Annotated in this window: 17 protein-coding genes; 10 read left to right on the plus strand and 7 right to left on the minus strand. The window is 72.8% G+C overall.

Annotated elements, in window-relative coordinates; translation table 11 throughout:
• The 3 genes from AC6EH9_RS13110 to AC6EH9_RS13120 form a co-directional block, all read right to left on the minus strand.
• Nucleotides 1-708 (minus strand): class I SAM-dependent methyltransferase, encoded by a 708-nt coding sequence (locus AC6EH9_RS13110; RefSeq protein ID WP_498423727.1) that lies wholly within the window; start codon nt 706-708, stop codon nt 1-3.
• 40 nt (nt 709-748) lie between these two features.
• Entirely contained in the window at nt 749-1387 is a 639-nt protein-coding gene (locus AC6EH9_RS13115; protein ID WP_498423729.1) for a VOC family protein, read from the minus strand.
• A gap of 232 nt (nt 1388-1619) precedes the next feature.
• Nucleotides 1620-2384, minus strand: a complete 765-nt coding sequence (locus AC6EH9_RS13120; protein WP_498423730.1) for a DUF3109 family protein — start codon at nt 2382-2384, stop codon at nt 1620-1622.
• Between the two features lie 39 nt (nt 2385-2423).
• Here AC6EH9_RS13120 and AC6EH9_RS13125 point away from each other — a divergent pair, with 39 nt between their 5' ends.
• The 4 genes from AC6EH9_RS13125 to proC all read left to right on the plus strand — a co-directional run bounded on the left by AC6EH9_RS13125 (nt 2424) and on the right by proC (nt 6079).
• The gene (locus AC6EH9_RS13125) at nt 2424-3359 is read left to right on the plus strand and encodes a Ppx/GppA family phosphatase (protein WP_498423732.1); all 936 of its coding nucleotides are present in this window, start codon (nt 2424-2426) and stop codon (nt 3357-3359) included.
• Nucleotides 3360-3371: 12 nt separating this feature from the next.
• The gene (locus AC6EH9_RS13130; RefSeq protein WP_498423733.1) at nt 3372-4172 is read left to right on the plus strand and encodes a sugar phosphate isomerase/epimerase family protein; all 801 of its coding nucleotides are present in this window, start codon (nt 3372-3374) and stop codon (nt 4170-4172) included.
• 87 nt (nt 4173-4259) lie between these two features.
• Nucleotides 4260-5210: a proline dehydrogenase family protein gene (locus AC6EH9_RS13135; RefSeq protein ID WP_498423735.1), complete on the plus strand. Its 951-nt coding sequence runs from the start codon at nt 4260-4262 to the stop codon at nt 5208-5210.
• 65 nt (nt 5211-5275) lie between these two features.
• Nucleotides 5276-6079 (plus strand): pyrroline-5-carboxylate reductase, encoded by an 804-nt coding sequence (gene proC / locus AC6EH9_RS13140; RefSeq protein WP_498423736.1) that lies wholly within the window; start codon nt 5276-5278, stop codon nt 6077-6079.
• 167 nt (nt 6080-6246) lie between these two features.
• Here the strand turns inward: proC and trpS are convergent, their stop codons facing one another.
• Nucleotides 6247-7230, minus strand: a complete 984-nt coding sequence (gene trpS, locus AC6EH9_RS13145) for a tryptophan--tRNA ligase (protein ID WP_498423737.1) — start codon at nt 7228-7230, stop codon at nt 6247-6249.
• A 229-nt stretch (nt 7231-7459) separates the two neighbouring features.
• On the opposite strand from trpS, the gene AC6EH9_RS13150 reads away from it, so the two are divergent.
• From AC6EH9_RS13150 to AC6EH9_RS13170, 5 genes are all read left to right on the plus strand, one after another.
• The gene (locus AC6EH9_RS13150) at nt 7460-8647 is read left to right on the plus strand and encodes an acetoin utilization protein AcuC (RefSeq protein WP_498423739.1); all 1188 of its coding nucleotides are present in this window, start codon (nt 7460-7462) and stop codon (nt 8645-8647) included.
• A gap of 175 nt (nt 8648-8822) precedes the next feature.
• Entirely contained in the window at nt 8823-9029 is a 207-nt protein-coding gene (locus AC6EH9_RS13155; protein ID WP_498423741.1) for a helix-turn-helix domain-containing protein, read from the plus strand.
• A gap of 126 nt (nt 9030-9155) precedes the next feature.
• Nucleotides 9156-9257 (plus strand): 30S ribosomal protein bS22, encoded by a 102-nt coding sequence (locus AC6EH9_RS13160; protein ID WP_008356322.1) that lies wholly within the window; start codon nt 9156-9158, stop codon nt 9255-9257.
• A 19-nt stretch (nt 9258-9276) separates the two neighbouring features.
• On the plus strand, nt 9277-10299 hold the full coding sequence (locus AC6EH9_RS13165; RefSeq protein WP_498423791.1) for an NAD-dependent epimerase/dehydratase family protein: 1023 nt from the start codon (nt 9277-9279) through the stop codon (nt 10297-10299).
• Nucleotides 10292-11416, plus strand: coding sequence for a lysophospholipid acyltransferase family protein (locus tag AC6EH9_RS13170; protein WP_498423743.1), 1125 nt, complete (start codon nt 10292-10294; stop codon nt 11414-11416). The genes AC6EH9_RS13165 and AC6EH9_RS13170 overlap by 8 nt, the downstream gene beginning before the upstream one ends.
• Before the next feature lie 44 nt (nt 11417-11460).
• Here the strand turns inward: AC6EH9_RS13170 and AC6EH9_RS13175 are convergent, their stop codons facing one another.
• The 3 genes from AC6EH9_RS13175 to AC6EH9_RS13185 all read right to left on the minus strand — a co-directional run bounded on the left by AC6EH9_RS13175 (nt 11461) and on the right by AC6EH9_RS13185 (nt 14670).
• Nucleotides 11461-12666 carry a DUF5667 domain-containing protein gene (locus tag AC6EH9_RS13175; protein ID WP_498423745.1) on the minus strand — a complete coding sequence of 402 codons (1206 nt, stop codon included), beginning with the start codon at nt 12664-12666 and terminating at the stop codon, nt 11461-11463.
• 154 nt (nt 12667-12820) lie between these two features.
• Nucleotides 12821-13630 carry a sigma-70 family RNA polymerase sigma factor gene (locus tag AC6EH9_RS13180; protein ID WP_498423747.1) on the minus strand — a complete coding sequence of 270 codons (810 nt, stop codon included), beginning with the start codon at nt 13628-13630 and terminating at the stop codon, nt 12821-12823.
• Between the two features lie 134 nt (nt 13631-13764).
• The gene (locus AC6EH9_RS13185; protein WP_498423749.1) at nt 13765-14670 is read right to left on the minus strand and encodes an HAD family hydrolase; all 906 of its coding nucleotides are present in this window, start codon (nt 14668-14670) and stop codon (nt 13765-13767) included.
• A gap of 64 nt (nt 14671-14734) precedes the next feature.
• On the opposite strand from AC6EH9_RS13185, the gene AC6EH9_RS13190 reads away from it, so the two are divergent.
• Nucleotides 14735-14998 carry a glutaredoxin family protein gene (locus AC6EH9_RS13190; RefSeq protein WP_498423750.1) on the plus strand — a complete coding sequence of 88 codons (264 nt, stop codon included), beginning with the start codon at nt 14735-14737 and terminating at the stop codon, nt 14996-14998.
• The last annotated feature ends 118 nt before the right edge of the window (nt 14999-15116 follow it).

Genomic DNA, 15116 nt, shown 5'->3' on the forward strand with positions numbered 1-15116 from the left:
CTAGAAGTGGCGCCACCACAGGTTCACCGCGTAGTCGACCTCCAGCCCGGCGTGCTCGGCGATCAGCTCCTCGGCGAGGTCGGCGGTGAACTCGATGCGCACGACGCTCTCCAGGTCCGCGCGCGAGGCGAAGCTCCAGCGGACGTCGAGCGGGGTGCGCGACCAGCCGTGCAACGACCAGAAGCGCTCGACGGCGAGCGGGTCGATCTCGGGGTACCCGCGCCGGAACCATCCCCCGAACGTGGAGCGGGTGGCGTCGTTGTCGATCACGAACGCGCTGCCGCCACGTCGTACGACCCGGGAGAGCTCGGCGAGCCCCGGCTCGCAGCCGGGCCCGAAGAAGTAGGCCCACCGGGCGTGCACGACGTCGACGCTGGCATCGGGCAGCGGGATGTCCTGGGCGGTGCCCTGGAGCACCGTCACCCGGTCGAGTCGGCGGGTACGGCGCCGGGCCAGCGCGGCCAGGTCGGGGTGAGGCTCCACGCCGTACACGCGGGTGGCCTGCTCGGCCCAGCGCGGGAGGTGGAAGCCGGTCCCGCAGCCGAGATCGAGGAGGGTGCGCCCCTGCCAGCCGGCGACCTCGGCCATCGCGGCCTCGATGCGCCGCTCCGGGTCGACGGCGTGGTTCTCCAGCTCGTAGGTGGCGGTGTGGTGCCAGATGTTCGGGCTGGGGTGAGCGCCGGCGGGCAGGCCGGCCGGGCGACTCACCGCGGACCGGCCACCCCGGTCGGGTGACCGGGCGACGACATCAGATCCGGACCAGGCCGCCGGGGGTGTGGATCTGGGCGGCGAGGATGCCGGGCGTGCCGTTCGGGGCGACCCAATCGACCTTGATGTCCTCCAGCGGAGCCTCGACGGTCTCGCCCAGCCATTCGCTGACCCGGTGCGGGTCGCCGGCGATCTCCAGGCAGGCGAGGGTGTAGTCGGCCCCGGCCCCGGCGCCGGGGTGCAGCTCGGCGGGGGTCTCCCACTCCACGAAGAACGGCAGCTGCGGGTCGGCGATCAGGCCGTGCACGCCGATCTGCTTCCAGCGCAGCTCGGTGCCGTCGGGGCGGTGCCGGTTGCCCTGCACCGCCTCGCGGCCCAGACGCTGCTCGACGGTGGCGATGTCCTTGACGGCCACCACCCAGCCGAGCCAGCCGCCGCCCAGGGCGGAGCGGGCGCGGACGGCCTGGCCGAAGGGGGCCTTGTCCGACGCGGGGTGGTCCAGTGCCTCGACGATCTCGAGGTAGGTGTCACCCCCGAGCGGGAAAGTCATGTTCCGGGTCCCGAAGCGGGGATGCACACCGCCGTCGACGAATTCCCGGCCGAGCAGCCCCCCGAGGCGCTGAGCGGTGCTGGCGAGGCCGTCCGGCCCGGCGGCGAAGGAGAGGTGGTCCAGGCGCATGTGAACATTGTTTACCGGTACTGATTGGCTCGTCACATCGGGGTCTGGTCTCTTGACGTCGAGACAGAATTGTGGGAGTAGGCACACATTTTTCCGAGTTGGCGGTGGGGTCGCCGTTTGGTCCCCAACGGCGTGCCGAAGTCGGGATTCCTCACCGTTTGGTCCCCAACGGAGGGGGTGGGCGGTCGGGCAGGGAACCGAGGCCGGGGGAGCGGTACGACGTGCGCCGGCGTCAGCGGGGGTCGGCGGGGTGCAGCGCCAGCGCCGAGCGCGAGCGCAGGTGGGCCTCGCAGTGGCGCACCAGCTCGTCGTAGGCGGGGCGGCCCATCAGCTCGACCAGCTCGGGCTCGTTGGTGACGAAGACCGGCTCGACGCCGACGTGCGCCTCGGTGTTGCCCGAGCAGTACCAGTCGAGGTCGTGGCCTCCCGAGCCCCAGCCGCGGCGGTCGTACTCCCCGATCGAGACCTCGGTGTACGCCGTGCCGTCGGGGCGCTCGACGTCGCGGAAGGTGCGCCGGATCGGCAGCTGCCAGCAGACGTCGGGCTTCGTCTCCAGCGGGTTGCGGCCCTCGACGTACGCCAGCGCGTGCAGGGCGCACCCGGCCCCGGCGTGGAAGTCGGGCCGGTTCTGGAAGATGCAGGCGCGCTGGCCGTCGACCTCGATGGTGCGCGTCTTGCGCTCGCCCTCGTCGTCCACCTCGACCCACTGCTCGCGGGTCGGCGGCGCGTCGCCCGGGCGGTGCTGCCACAGCACGTCGTCGAGCTTGGCCACGTACGACGCGACGCGCTCCTCGTCGTCGGCGTCGGAGAAGTGCGCCCCCAGCGTGCAGCAGCCGACGTCCGGGGCATCGGCATAGATCCCCGGGCAGCCCTGGCCGAAGATGCACGTGTAGCTCGACGTGAGCCAGGTCAGGTCGCAGCGGAACACCTGGGCGTCGTCGGCGGGATCGGCGAACTCGATCCAGGCACGGGGGAAGACGAGGTCGACTTCGGGCACACCGCCAACCTACTTCCCCCCAGGGGCTAGCGTGGAGGCATGCGTCTGGGCGTGCTCGACATCGGCTCCAACACGGGGCACCTGCTGGTGGTGGACGCCCACGGTGGCGCGGCCCCGCTGCCGGCGTACTCCCACAAGCGGCCGCTGCGGCTGGCCGAGCACCTCGACGACTCCGGCGCGGTCTCGCAGACCGGCATCGACGCGCTGACGGCGTTCGCCGCCGAGTCGGTGCTCGTGGCCGAGGACAAGGGCTGCGAGGAGATGCTGTCCTTCGCGACGTCGGCGGTGCGCGACGCCGTGAACGCCGACGCCGTCCTGGACGAGGTGCACGAGCGCACCGGCGTGCGGATCGAGGTCCTCTCCGGGGCCGATGAGGCGCGGCTGACCTTCCTCGCCGTACGCCGCTGGTTCGGGTGGTCGGCCGGTCGGCTGGCGGTGTTCGACATCGGCGGCGGCTCTCTCGAGATCGCCGGCGGCACCGACGAGTCACCGGCCGTGGCGTGGTCGGTACCGCTCGGCGCCGCCCGACTGGCCCGCGAGTGGTTCCCGCACGGCAGCCCCGACGAGGAGACCGTCCGCTCGCTGCGCCGGACGATCCGCGCCACCATCGCCCGCGACGCAGGCCGCCTGCTGCGCGACGGCGCTCCCGACCGTGCCGCGGGAAGCTCGAAGACGTTCCGCTCGCTGGCGCGCATCTGCGGCGCGGCGCCTTCGGACCAGGGGCCCCTCGTTACGCGCACCCTGCGCGCCGACGCGCTGGCGCCGTGGCTGCCCAAGCTGATCGCGATGCCCTACGACGAGCTCTGCGCGCTGCCCGGCGTCTCGCCGAGCCGTGCCCACCAGATCGTCCCCGGAGCCCTGGTGGCCGAGGCGGTGATGGACATCTTCGACCTCCCCGCGTTGGAGATCTCCCCGTGGGCGCTGCGCGAGGGCCTGATCCTCGATCGATTCGACCGACTGGAATTCCTGGACTGAGGCGGTGGTCGCGTGAGCAGCAACTCCCTGGTCGGGCTCTCCACAGCCTCGGTCTACCCGGAGTCGACGGCTCACGCGTTCGCCTACGCCGCGACGCTGGGCTACGACGCCGTCGAGGTGATGGTGGGCATCGACGCCCTGAGTCAGCAGACCTCGGCGATCCAGCAGCTCTCCGAGCACCACGAGATGCCCGTGTGCGCGGTGCACGCCCCGTGTCTGCTGTTCACCCAGCGGGTCTGGGGGACCGACCCCTGGGGGAAGCTGGACCGCTCGGCCGAGATGGCTCACAGCGTCGGCGCGGACGTGGTCGTCGTGCACCCGCCGTTCCGCTGGCAGCGCGAGTACGCGCGCGACTTCGTGGAGGGGATCGCCTCCCTCGAGGAGTCGACCGGGATCGCCTTCGCCGTCGAGAACATGTACCCCTGGCGTGCCTCGCAGCGCCGCGGGATGGAGATGTACCTGCCCGGCCGGGACCCCTCCGAGGAGGACTACCGCAACACCACCCTCGACCTCTCCCACGCCGCCATCGCGCGCGACGACCCGATGGCGATGGCGCAGCGGCTCGGGGCGCGGCTGCGCCACATCCACCTCACCGACGGCACCGGCTCGGCCAAGGACGAGCACCTGGTGCCGGGGCGCGGCACGATGCCCGCGGCGCAGCTGCTGCGTGAGCTGGGCGGCAGCGGCTTCGCCGGCCACGTGGTCCTCGAGATCAACACCCGGCGGGCCGCCGACCGGGCCGAGCGCGAGCGGGACCTCATCGAGTCGCTCGAGTTCGCCCGCCAGCACCTCGCTGTCACCGCGACGCCCTGAGCCTCGGCGGCGCCCCCGGCATCGCCGTACGGCGTAGCCTGTGGCGGTGGCCCCGCGACGGTGCGGGCCTCGCCTCCAGGGAGGACCATGTCCGTGCTCCGCCAGCCCCTGCTGCTGCTCGCGCGCAGCGGCCGGGTCAAGCGTCTCGTCACCACCCTTCCCGCGTCCGCCGGGGTGGTCCGCGGCTACGTCCCCGGGGAACGGCTCGAGGCGGCGGTCGAGGTGGCCGCCCAGCTGGCCGAGGACGGGCTGCAGGTCTCGCTCGACTACCTGGGCGAGGACACCGAGGAGCTCGCTCAGGCCACCGCCACCGTCGATGCCTACCTCCAGCTCCTCGACCAGCTCGCCAAGCGGGGTCTCTCGCGCAGCGCCGAGGTGTCGCTGAAGCTGTCGGCGATCGGCCAGGCGCTGCCCCGAGAGGTCGCGCCCGAGGGGGGACACCGGGTGGCGCTGGAGAACGCCCGGACCATCTGCCGGGCCGCCCGCAACGCCGGCACGACGATCACCCTCGACATGGAGGACCACCGCACCACCGACTCCACGCTGGCGATCCTGCGCGACCTGCGCAAGGACTTCCCCGAGACCGGTGCCGTGGTGCAGGCCTACCTGCGCCGTACCGAGGCCGACTGCCGTGACCTGGCCTACGAGGGCTCGCGGGTGCGGCTGTGCAAGGGCGCCTACAACGAGCCGGAGGAGGTCGCCTTCGGGAGCCGGCTCGAGGTGGACCGCTCCTTCGTCCGCTGCCTCAAGGTGTTGATGGCGGGGCAGGGCTACCCGATGATCGCGACCCACGACCCGCGCCTGCTGCGCATCGCGGGCGCGCTGGCCAGCCGGTTCGGCCGGGCGCAGGGGTCGTATGAGTTCCAGATGCTCTACGGGATCCGCCCCGAGGAGCAGCGCCGGCTGGTCGAGGCCGGTGAGACAGTGCGGGTCTACGTCCCCTACGGTCGCGAGTGGTACGGCTACCTGATGCGGCGCCTGGCCGAACGGCCGCGCAACGTGGGGTTCTTCCTCAGGTCGCTGATCAGCAAGGACTGACCGACCGACGGCGCCGCCGCCGGTCACCGGAGACCGACGCCGGGCGTCGGCGGAGAGTGGGGCACATGAAGCAGACCGCGATCATCGGCGCCGGAGTGATGGGGGAGACCCTGCTCTCCGGCCTGGTCCGGGCCGGACGGCGCGTCGACCAGCTGCTGGTCGGCGAGAAGCGCCCCGAGCGCGCCCGCGAGCTCGAGGAGCGCTACGGCGTGGCGGTCGTGGACAACCTCGAGGCGGCCCGCCGCGCGGACACCCTCGCGCTGGTGGTGAAGCCGCAGGACATGGCCGACGTGCTCGCCGAGATCGCCCCCGAGCTGCGCCCCGGCCAGCTGCTGGTCTCCCTGGCCGCCGGCATCACCACCGGGTTCATCGAGGCGCGGGTGCCCGAGGGGGTGGCCGTGGTCCGGGTGATGCCGAACACCCCCGCCCTCGTCGACGAGGGGATGGCGGCGATCTCGCCGGGCTCGCACTGCGACGACGCCGACCTCGCCGAGGCCGAGTCGCTGATGGCCTCGACCGGCAAGGTGCTGCGCATCCCGGAGCGCCAGCAGGACGCGGTCACCGCGATCTCCGGTTCCGGACCCGCCTACGTGTTCTTCGTCGTGGAGTCGATGATCGAGGCCGGTGTCCACCTCGGCCTGCCGCGGGCCACCGCGACCGAGCTGGTCATCCAGACCGTCGTCGGCTCGGGCAAGATGCTGCGCGAGACCGGCACCCACCCCACGGTGCTGCGCGAGCAGGTCACCTCGCCAGGTGGCACCACCGCCGCCGCGCTGCGCGAGCTCGAGGACCACAAGGTGCGCGCCGCCTTCCTCACCGCGATGGAGGCCGCGCGCGACCGCTCCCGCGCCCTCGCCGAAGGCTCCTGACCCGCCTCGCCGCCCCGCCGGCGCCCGGGCCGCGGGCTGTAACGCGGGGTTATGCCCACTGCCACGGCGTTGTGACGCTGCGGTAGTGGGCATAACCCCGCGTTACATGGGCGTCGGCGCGCGGGGGCGCGGCGCGCGGCGCGCGGGGGCGGGGCGGGGCGGGGCGGTTAGACGAGGCCCATGGCGGTCTTGGCGGCGGAGAGCACGGGGGCGGTGACGGTGCGGCAGTGCGCGGCGCCGGCGCCGAAGACGTTGGAGACGTGGGCGAGGTCCGCGGACAGGGCCACGTAGCGCGCCTGGAGCGGCTCGAGCTCGGCGATCACGGCATCGGTCACGGCCTGCTTGAGGGCGCCGTACGTCGTGATGCCGTCGGCGCTGCCCCCGCAGGCGGTGAGGATCTCGAGCAGGTTCGTCACGCCCGGCTTGGTCTCGCGGTCGTGGCGCACGGCCTCGGCGCCGGTGTCGGAGTCGGTGACCGCGCGCGCCACCTTGCGCCGTACGACGTCGGGCGGGTCGAGCAGGCGGATCACGCCGGCCCCGTCGGCGTTGGACTTGCCCATCTTGGTGGTCGGGTCCTGCAGGTCCATGATCCTGGCCCCGGCCGGTGGGGTGGTGATCTCCGGGACGGTGAAGACCGGGCCGTAGGTGTTGTTGAACCGCTGGGCGAGGTCACGGGTGAGCTCCACGTGCTGGCGCTGGTCGGCGCCGACCGGGACCCGCGCCGGGCGGTAGAGCAGGATGTCGGCGGCCATCAGCACCGGGTAGGTGTAGAGCGAGACCCTGGTCGCGGGCTGCTCGCGGCCCTTCTCCTTGAACTGGATCATCCGGCCCAGCTCCCCGGTGTGCGCGGTGCACTCGAGCAGGTAGGCGAGCTCGGCGTGGGCGCTGACCTGGCTCTGCACGAAGAGCGTGCTGCGCTCCAGCCCGACCGCCAGCATCATCGTGGCCAGCTCGGTGGTCAGGGCGCGCAGCCGCCCCGGATCGTGCGGCACCGTCAGCGCGTGCAGGTCGGCCACGCCGTAGAACCCCTCCTGCTCGTCCTGGGCGCGCGCCATCGGGCGCAGCGCCCCGAGCAGGTTGCCCAGGGTCAGTCCGCCGCTGGGCTTGAGTAGCGACAGGGTCCGCGTGCGGGTGAGGGGAGCGGTGATCATGTGGTTCTCCTGGGAATCGTGCCCGCGGGAGGTGCCGGTGAGGATGCCGAACGGCCGCCCGCAGGCGGCCGTGGTGTCGAGGTGCGTGCTCGAGCAGGTGGTCCGCCGGTCAGGCGAGCCACCAGGTGAGGGCGGGGGACGTCGGCTGGGACGTCGCGAGGTCGGGCACCCGCGCATCGTACGCCGCGGCACCCGCACGCGGCGCGGATCCGGGGGTAGGGTCGCCGGCATGGAAGGCTGTGAAGGTCGTGCGACGGTCGTCTTCGACCAGAGCCTCACGGAGTACGACTTCGGTCCTACCCACCCGATGTCGCCGGTGCGGGTGGACCTCACCATGCGCCTCGCCGACCAGCTCGGGGTCACCGGGCCCGGTGGCCTGCGGCTCGTCGCGGCGCCGATGGCGAGCTCCGACGAGATCGCGACCGTGCACGACCCCGCCCTGATCGAGGCGCTGGAGCGTTGCGGCCGCCACGGTGGGGCCGACTTCCAGCACGGCCTCGGCAGCGACGACAACCCGGTCTTCCCCGACATGCACCTGGCCGGGGCCCACGTCGTCGGCGCCAGCCTGGAGGCGTTCCGCCAGGTCTGGAGCGGGGAGTCGCTGCACAGCGTCAACATCGCCGGCGGGCTGCACCACGCGATGCGCGACCGCTCCAGCGGGTTCTGCCTCTACAACGACGTCGCCGTGGGCATCCAGCACCTCCTCGACTCCGGCGCCCAGCGGGTGGCCTACGTCGACGTCGACGTGCACCACGGCGACGGCGTGGAGCGGATCTTCTGGGACGACCCGCGGGTGCTGACGATCTCGCTGCACGAGACCGGGCAGATGCTGTTCCCCGGCACCGGCTTCCCCCAGGACCTCGGCGGTCGCGAGGCGCAGGGCACCGCGGTCAACGTGGCGCTGCCGCCGGGCACCTCGGACGCCGGCTGGCTGCGTGCCTTCCACGCGGTGGTGCCGCCGCTGCTGCGCGAGTTCAAGCCCGAGGTGCTGGTCACCCAGCACGGCTGCGACTCCCACATCGAGGACCCGCTGGCCCACCTGATGCTGACCGTCGACGGCCAGCGCGCGACGTACCTGGCGCTGCACGACCTGGCCCACGAGGTGGCGCAGGGACGCTGGGTCGCCACCGGCGGCGGGGGCTACGCGATCGTCGAGGTCGTGCCGCGGGCCTGGACCCACCTGCTGGCCATCGTCGGTGGCCGTCCGCTGGATCCGCGCACCGAGACCCCGGGGGACTGGCGCGACCACGTGGCCAGGAGCCTGGGCCGCACCGCGCCCCACCGGCTCACCGACGGGCGGACGCCGGCCTACCGCAGCTGGGCCGAGGGCTACGACCCGGAGACCTGGTTGGACCGGGCCATCAATGCGACCAGGACTCAGGTCTTCCCGCTGCACGGTCTGGATCCGCTGCCCTGACCGGTCGTTGCCCCGTCCCCGTCTGACCGCAAAGCAACTCGACACGCCGCAGCGCGGACAAATTCTGAGTCGTCCTCTTCCCCAGGAGTCACATCAGGCCCTATTCTCACGACGACGGCGCGACGGTCCGCGAGCGGGGAAGCTCGGGGCGCGCTGCAGGAAAGTGCGGTGCACCATGGCTGGCAGCTCGTCCGGGGACATTTCCGAGGTGAGGTTCCTGACCGTTGCCGAGGTCGCGACGATGATGCGCGTCTCGAAGATGACCGTCTATCGGCTCGTCCACAACGGGGAGCTCCCCGCGGTGCGCGTCGGACGATCGTTCCGCGTGGTCGAGGAGGACGTGCACAACTACCTGCGCAAGAGCTTCTTCGACGCCGGCTGAGGCCCCGTGTCCGGTGCCACATGGTGAGCACGGGCACGCTCGATTCTGCTCGGCGGGCACCGGCGGCTAGGCTGTCGGGGTTCTCCAGGCACCGGCCGGAGTGACGCAGACGTGAAAGGTTTCCCCGTGGGTTCTGTCATCAAGAAGCGGCGCAAGCGCATGGCCAAGAAGAAGCACCGCAAGCTGCTCAAGAAGACGCGCGTGCAGCGCCGCAAGCTCGGCAAGTAGCCGGTCCGTGGCCAGGGTCGTGCTCGTCACCGGGGTCTCACGGGACCTCGGTAGGCGATTCGCGCGATCCGCGGCCGCAGACCCGGCGATCGACCGGGTCATCGGCGTGGATGTCGTCCCCCCGCGAGGGGACATCGGTGATGTCTCGTTCGTCCGGGCCGACATCCGCAACCCCGTCATCGCGAAGATCATCGCCAAAGAGGACGTCGACACCGTCGTCCACATGAGCGTGATCTCGACCCCCGGCCCAGCCGGGGGTCGGCACTCGATGAAGGAGCTCAACGTCATCGGGACGATGCAGCTCCTCGCCGCCTGCCAGAAGGCCCCCGGCCTGCGGCAGCTCGTGGTGAAGTCGACGACGACGGTGTACGGCGCGAGCAGCCGGGATCCGGCGATGTTCTCCGAGGAGATGGAGCCCAAGCGGGTTCCCGGCTCCGGCTACGCCAAGGACGCCCTCGAGGTGGAGGGCTACGTCCGCGGTTTCGCGCGCCGTCGCCCGGACGTCAGCGTCACCACGCTGCGGTGTGCGAACGTGATCGGCCCGCACGTGACGAGTCCGACGGCCGCCTACTTCCGGCTCCCGGTCATCCCCACCGTGCTCGGCCACGACCCGCGCCTGCAGTTCCTGCACGAGCAGGACCTGCTCGAGGCGCTGGGTCACGCCGTACGCGCCGGCACCCCCGGCACGTTCAACGTCGCCGGTGACGGGGTGCTGCTGCTCTCCCAGGCGGTGCGCCGGCTGGGTCGCCCCTCGGTCCCGGTCCCCGGCTTCGCCTTCGAGCGGCTGGGCTCCGTGGTGCGCTCGGCCCGGCTGCTGGAGCTCTCCCGCGAGCAGATCGCCCTGCTGACCTACGGCCGCGGCGTCGACACCGCCCGGATGCGCGAGCGACTGGGCTTCCATCCTCGCTTCACCACCGCCGAGGCGTTCGCCGACTTCTCTGCCCCCTTCGCCACCGAGAACCCGGCCGAGCGGCTCCTCGCGGGGATGTCCCGGACGATGGCTCCGCTCGCCGACACCGACCCCGGAGGCCCGCATGGGTGACGCCGAGATCATTCCGATCGGCACCCGGGGCCAGCCCGGGCGCGGCACGGGCAAGCGTCCGTCGAGCGCCGCCCGCGGGTTGGCCGGCCAGAGCGCCCGCCCCCGGGCAGCAGCAGCCCCGCCGGCAGCAGCCGCCCCGCCGCCTCCCGCCGAGGTCACCGAGGCGGAGGAGCAGGAGACCGTGCGCGAGCCGGTCACCGCCAAGGACCGCCAGCCGACCACGGGAATCCCCGTCGGGGACTGGCTCGATGCCTTCCAGCACGCCTCCCGCGAGGTCTGGGGCGACCAGTGGGAGCCGCAGCTGGCCCGCTTCCTGGCCTTCCTGCGGCGACGGGTGAGCGGTGGTTACGTCGTCGACGAGTACGGCTTCGACACCGAGCTCACCGAGCGCTTCCTGCTCGCCGCGCTGCGACCGATCGCGGAGAAGTGGTTCCGCATCGAGGTGCGCGGCGTCGAGAACATCCCCATCGAGGGCGGCGCGCTGGTGGTCTCCAACCACTCCGGCACCCTGCCCGTCGACGGGCTGATGACGATGGCCACCATCCACGAGCACACCGGGCGCTTCCTGCGCCCGCTGGGGGCGGACCTGGTCTTCCGGCTGCCCGCGGTGAGCAGTCTGGCCCGCAAGAGCGGGGCCACCCTGGCCTGCAACGCCGACGCGGAGCGGATGCTGGCCGGCGGCGAGCTGGTCGGGGTGTGGCCCGAGGGCTTCAAGGGCATCGGCAAGCCCTACTCCGAGCGCTACAAGCTGCAGCGCTTCGGACGCGGCGGCTTCGTCTCGGCAGCGCTGCGCACCGGCGTGCCGATCATCCCGCTGTCGGTGGTCGGCGCCGAGGAGATCTACCCGATGGTCGGACAGCTGCCCACCCTGGCCCGGGTGCTCGGCCTGCCCTACATCCCGATCACGCCGACGTTCCCGCTGCTCGGCCCGCTGGGGCTGGTGCCACTGCCGTCGAAGTGGATCATGGAGTTCGGCGAGCCGGTGGGCACCGACAGCTACGAGGCCGGAGCGGCCGACGACCCGATGCTGGTCTTCAACGTGACCGACCAGGTGCGCGAGACCATCCAGCAGACCCTCTACCGGCTGCTGATGGATCGCCCGTCGGTCTTCGGCTGAGGCGGAACCGACCCGGCGGCTACCGCGCCGACTCCGACTCCCGGCTAGGGAGAGGGCGAGGGGCCCCGCGGTGCGGGCTTCGGGCTCCGCGGAGGCTGTCCGAGCAGCGGGCCGAGATCGAGTCCCAGCCCGGCGGTCAGGTCGTCGACCGCCTCGGTGACCGGCGACAGCAGACCGCCCAGCGGACTCTTCGAGGGGTCGGCGCCACCGCCCAGGAGGCTGGTGAGCGGGCCCGGGCGCTCGGTCGTCCCCGCCGACGGGGGCGCCGGCTGGGGGCCCGGAGCGCCGGTGGGTGCCGGGGCGCCGGAGGGGCCGGTCATGCTCCCCGGAGGCAGTGCCTCGGGGGCGAAGTCCGGCACCCGCACCGTGGGAGAGGCCTTGGGCGGTCGCGGCGCGTCGCTCGGCGTGGCCTCGGCGCTCGGCCGCGGGTCCTCGGCCGGGTCCTGGCCGGCGTCGTAGAGGTCCTGGGGGATCACCACCACGGCCTGGCCGCAGGTGGGGCACGCGGACAGGGCCTGGGCGTCGATCTGTTGCACGGCCTGCGCCGCGGCGCGCAGCGCCGGGGCGGCCTCTCGCGGGAGGCTGGCCTCCAGCAGCTCCAGGGACGACATGCTGGTGGCGGTGAAGTCCCGCAAGTCGGTGATCAGCTGCTCGTCGCCGGTCTCGTCGTACTGCTCGAGCAGGAGGGCGGAGCCGCGGCGTGCCTGGTCGGTGAAGTCGGTCAGGGGCGTGGCCGAGTCAAGGGCGTCCGGGTTCTGCGCGGCCAGCCTCGTGGTCTCGGCGAGCCGGTCGGTGGCCCGGTCGAGCAGCGCGTGCGCCCGGGACGTGTCGTCGAGGGTGATGTCGGTGCGCACCTCCTCGATCGCCCGCTTCACCGGGTAGAGGGTCTCGCCCGGAAGCGCGTCCTGCGACGCCACGGCCATCGAGCTCGTCGCCCCGACCAGCACGAACGCCCCGGCGGCGACGGCCAGGCGCCGGTCGCGCCGGCTGCGGTCGCGCACCGGCAGGGCGAGGCGCTCCTCGACCGAGCGGTCGCGGGGCACCAGCACGGTGTCGGCCTCAGCCATCAGTCGCTCGCGCAGGGACGCCGAGAACTCGGGGCGGGGCTCGGGGCGGGGCAGCGAGCGCACGGCCGAGACGACCTCGAGCAGCTCGGCATAGCGGGCGTCGTCGGGGCGGTCGCTCGGGCGCCCCTCGAGCGAGGCCTCGAACTCGTCGGCGCGTCGGCGCGTCGTCCACGCGGGTGTCATGCCGTCAGTCCTGTCGTTGCAGTGGTGCTCCCCGGCCGGGGCCCGGCACAGGTGCCGGGATCCGCGGTCGTCCACGTGCACCTCAACGACGCGCGCCGGCGCGAGGTTACGCGGCGCGCGCGGGCTGTGAGCGGGGTCTCGACCGGGGCGCCCATCAGTCGCGCATCCCCTCGCGCATCAGCTTGGCGAGGTTGCGGACGCCGCGCAGCTGCAGCTGCTTCACCGCGCCGTCGCTGCGGCCGAGGACCGCGGCCGTCTCGGCGATGCTCATGCCCTGCAGGAAGCGCATCACCAGGCAGTCCTGCTGCTCGCCTGGGAGCTTCTTGAGCGCGAGGAGCAGCGCCTCGTTGGTGAGGCTGGCCAGCACGGCGGTCTCCGGCCCCTCGGTCGCGTCGTCGTGCTGGCCCATGTCATCGGTGGTCAGCTCGAGACGGGTGCGCCCGGCCTTGAAGTGGTCGGTGGTGAGGTTGCGGGCGATCGTCATCAGCCAGGCGCCGAAGTCGCGGCCCTGCCAACGGAAGCTGCTCATGCTGCGCAGCGCGCGGAAGAAGGTCTCGGAGGTGAGGTCCTCGGCCAGGGCCACCGAGCGGGTCCGGTAGAACAGGAAACGGTAGACCGAGCCGTGGTAGTGGTCGTAGAGCAGCCCGAAGGCGTCCTTGTCGCCCTGCCGGGCCAGCTCCACCAGGGCGATCAGCCGGCTGCGCTCGGCGGCGTCGTCCTCCGAGGACGCGGCCAGCTCGGCGTCGTCGTAGTCCGACGAGCCCGGAGCCGAGTCGGGGGAGTGCATCTCGACGTCGCGGGCGGCGGCCTCGGAGAGCAGCGCGGTCCAGGCCAGCGACGCGCGCGGGCCGCGCGGCCCGCCGCCCGGCTGCCCGGCCGGTACCGGCACGGGGTCGCACAGGGCCGCGGCCACGGCGGCGCGCAGGGACTCGAGCCCGCGAGCCAGGTCGCCTCGTGCCTGCATGGTGGAACCCTCCCCCTGAGGCCCCTCCCCGGAAGCCCGCCTACAGGGTAGGTCGCGCAGGTCCGGTTGGGAACCGAGCGACGGCAATTGTCCAGCCCCCGGGGGAGCCGGGCTCCGGGCCGCGTCTGTGCAGGTCAGCGCAGGAGACGGTGGCGTGCGCGCAGGGTCAGTCCGGCCGCGACGGCCCCGCTGGTGGCGCCCGCCAGGCCGCCCGCCAGCAGCCCGAGGCGGGCGGCCTTGCGGCCGGTGCGGTAGTCGCGGATCCGCCACCCGTTCGCGCGGGCGTGGCTGCGCAGGCGGGCGTCGGGGTTGATGGCCACCGGGTGGCCGACCAGGTCGAGCATCGGCAGGTCGTTGGCGGAGTCGCTGTACGCCGAGCACCGGCTCAGGTCGAGGCTCTCGCGCTCGGCCAGCGCCCGGATCGCCTCGGCCTTGGCGGGGCCGTGCAGCAGGTCGCCCACCAGGCGGCCGGTGTAGACGCCGTCGGCGTGCTCGGAGACCGTGCCCATCGCGCCGGTCAGGCCCAGGCGCCGCGCGATGATCGAGGCGATCTCGATCGGGGCCGCGGTGACCAGCCAGACCCGCTGGCCCTGGTCGAGGTGCATCTGGGCCAGCGCCCGGGTGCCGGGCCAGATCCGGTGCGACATCCCCTCGTCGAAGATCTCCTCGCCCAGCGACTCGAGCTCCTCGACGGTGTGGCCGGCGATGAAGGAGAGCGCGGAGGCGCGTGCCTGGGCGACGTGCACGGGGTCCTCGACCCCGACCAGGCGGAAGTAGGTCTGCTTCCATGCCGCGCCGAGGATCTCGCGCGTCGTGAAGAACTGCCGACGGTGCAGGCCGCGGGCGAGGTGGAAGATGCTCGCGCCCTGCATGATCGTGTTGTCGACGTCGAAGAACGCCGCGGCGCCCGGGTCGGCCGGGGTGAGCAGCGCGCTCTCCACCTCCGCCGCCGAGGCGGCGGCCTCGCCGGCCAGGGTCGAGCGCAGGCGCAGGTCCCGCGGGAGCGGGTGCTTGTGCTTGTCGCCGGGCGGGGGTGTCACGTGGGGGAGCGTAGCGGGATCGACCTTCGCGCGCCGAGCGTCGCGGCTGTGTCAGGCTGGTGTCATGACCGAGCCGGACGCTCCCGCGGGTCAGCCCCGCGTCACCTTCTACACCCGCCAGGACTGCCACCTGTGCGACGAGGCCAGAGCCGTGGTGCAGCAGGTCTGTGCCGAGCTGGGCGAGAGCTTCGTGGAGATCGACGTCGACGACGACCCCGCGCTGGAGCACCGCTACGGCGAGGAGGTCCCGGTGACGCTCGTCGACGGGCGTCAGCACGACTTCTGGCGGGTCAGCGCCGACCGGCTCCGGGCGGCTCTGCGCGGGTGAGTTCGGCGGGCGCGGCGCCCATCAGCTGAGACGGGGACCCACTTCGGGTGGGTCATCTCACATGTGCTAGGCCTGAGCGCCGCTCGGTTTGTTCTCACGTTCACAAACTCCTACAGTG

The organism is Nocardioides sp. Z21_20 (assembly GCF_059766585.1).

Coding starts and splice junctions, on each gene's coding strand:
- proC (WP_498423736.1), top strand. CDS start 5,276: ATGAAGCAGACCGCGATCATCGGCGCCGGAGTGATGGGGGAGACCCTG.
- AC6EH9_RS13170 (WP_498423743.1), top strand. CDS start 10,292: ATGGGTGACGCCGAGATCATTCCGATCGGCACCCGGGGCCAGCCCGGG.
- AC6EH9_RS13150 (WP_498423739.1), top strand. CDS start 7,460: ATGGAAGGCTGTGAAGGTCGTGCGACGGTCGTCTTCGACCAGAGCCTC.
- AC6EH9_RS13175 (WP_498423745.1), bottom strand. CDS start 12,666: ATGACACCCGCGTGGACGACGCGCCGACGCGCCGACGAGTTCGAGGCC.
- AC6EH9_RS13155 (WP_498423741.1), top strand. CDS start 8,823: ATGGCTGGCAGCTCGTCCGGGGACATTTCCGAGGTGAGGTTCCTGACC.
- AC6EH9_RS13180 (WP_498423747.1), bottom strand. CDS start 13,630: ATGCAGGCACGAGGCGACCTGGCTCGCGGGCTCGAGTCCCTGCGCGCC.
- AC6EH9_RS13190 (WP_498423750.1), top strand. CDS start 14,735: ATGACCGAGCCGGACGCTCCCGCGGGTCAGCCCCGCGTCACCTTCTAC.
- AC6EH9_RS13125 (WP_498423732.1), top strand. CDS start 2,424: ATGCGTCTGGGCGTGCTCGACATCGGCTCCAACACGGGGCACCTGCTG.
- AC6EH9_RS13135 (WP_498423735.1), top strand. CDS start 4,260: ATGTCCGTGCTCCGCCAGCCCCTGCTGCTGCTCGCGCGCAGCGGCCGG.
- trpS (WP_498423737.1), bottom strand. CDS start 7,230: ATGATCACCGCTCCCCTCACCCGCACGCGGACCCTGTCGCTACTCAAG.
- AC6EH9_RS13115 (WP_498423729.1), bottom strand. CDS start 1,387: ATGCGCCTGGACCACCTCTCCTTCGCCGCCGGGCCGGACGGCCTCGCC.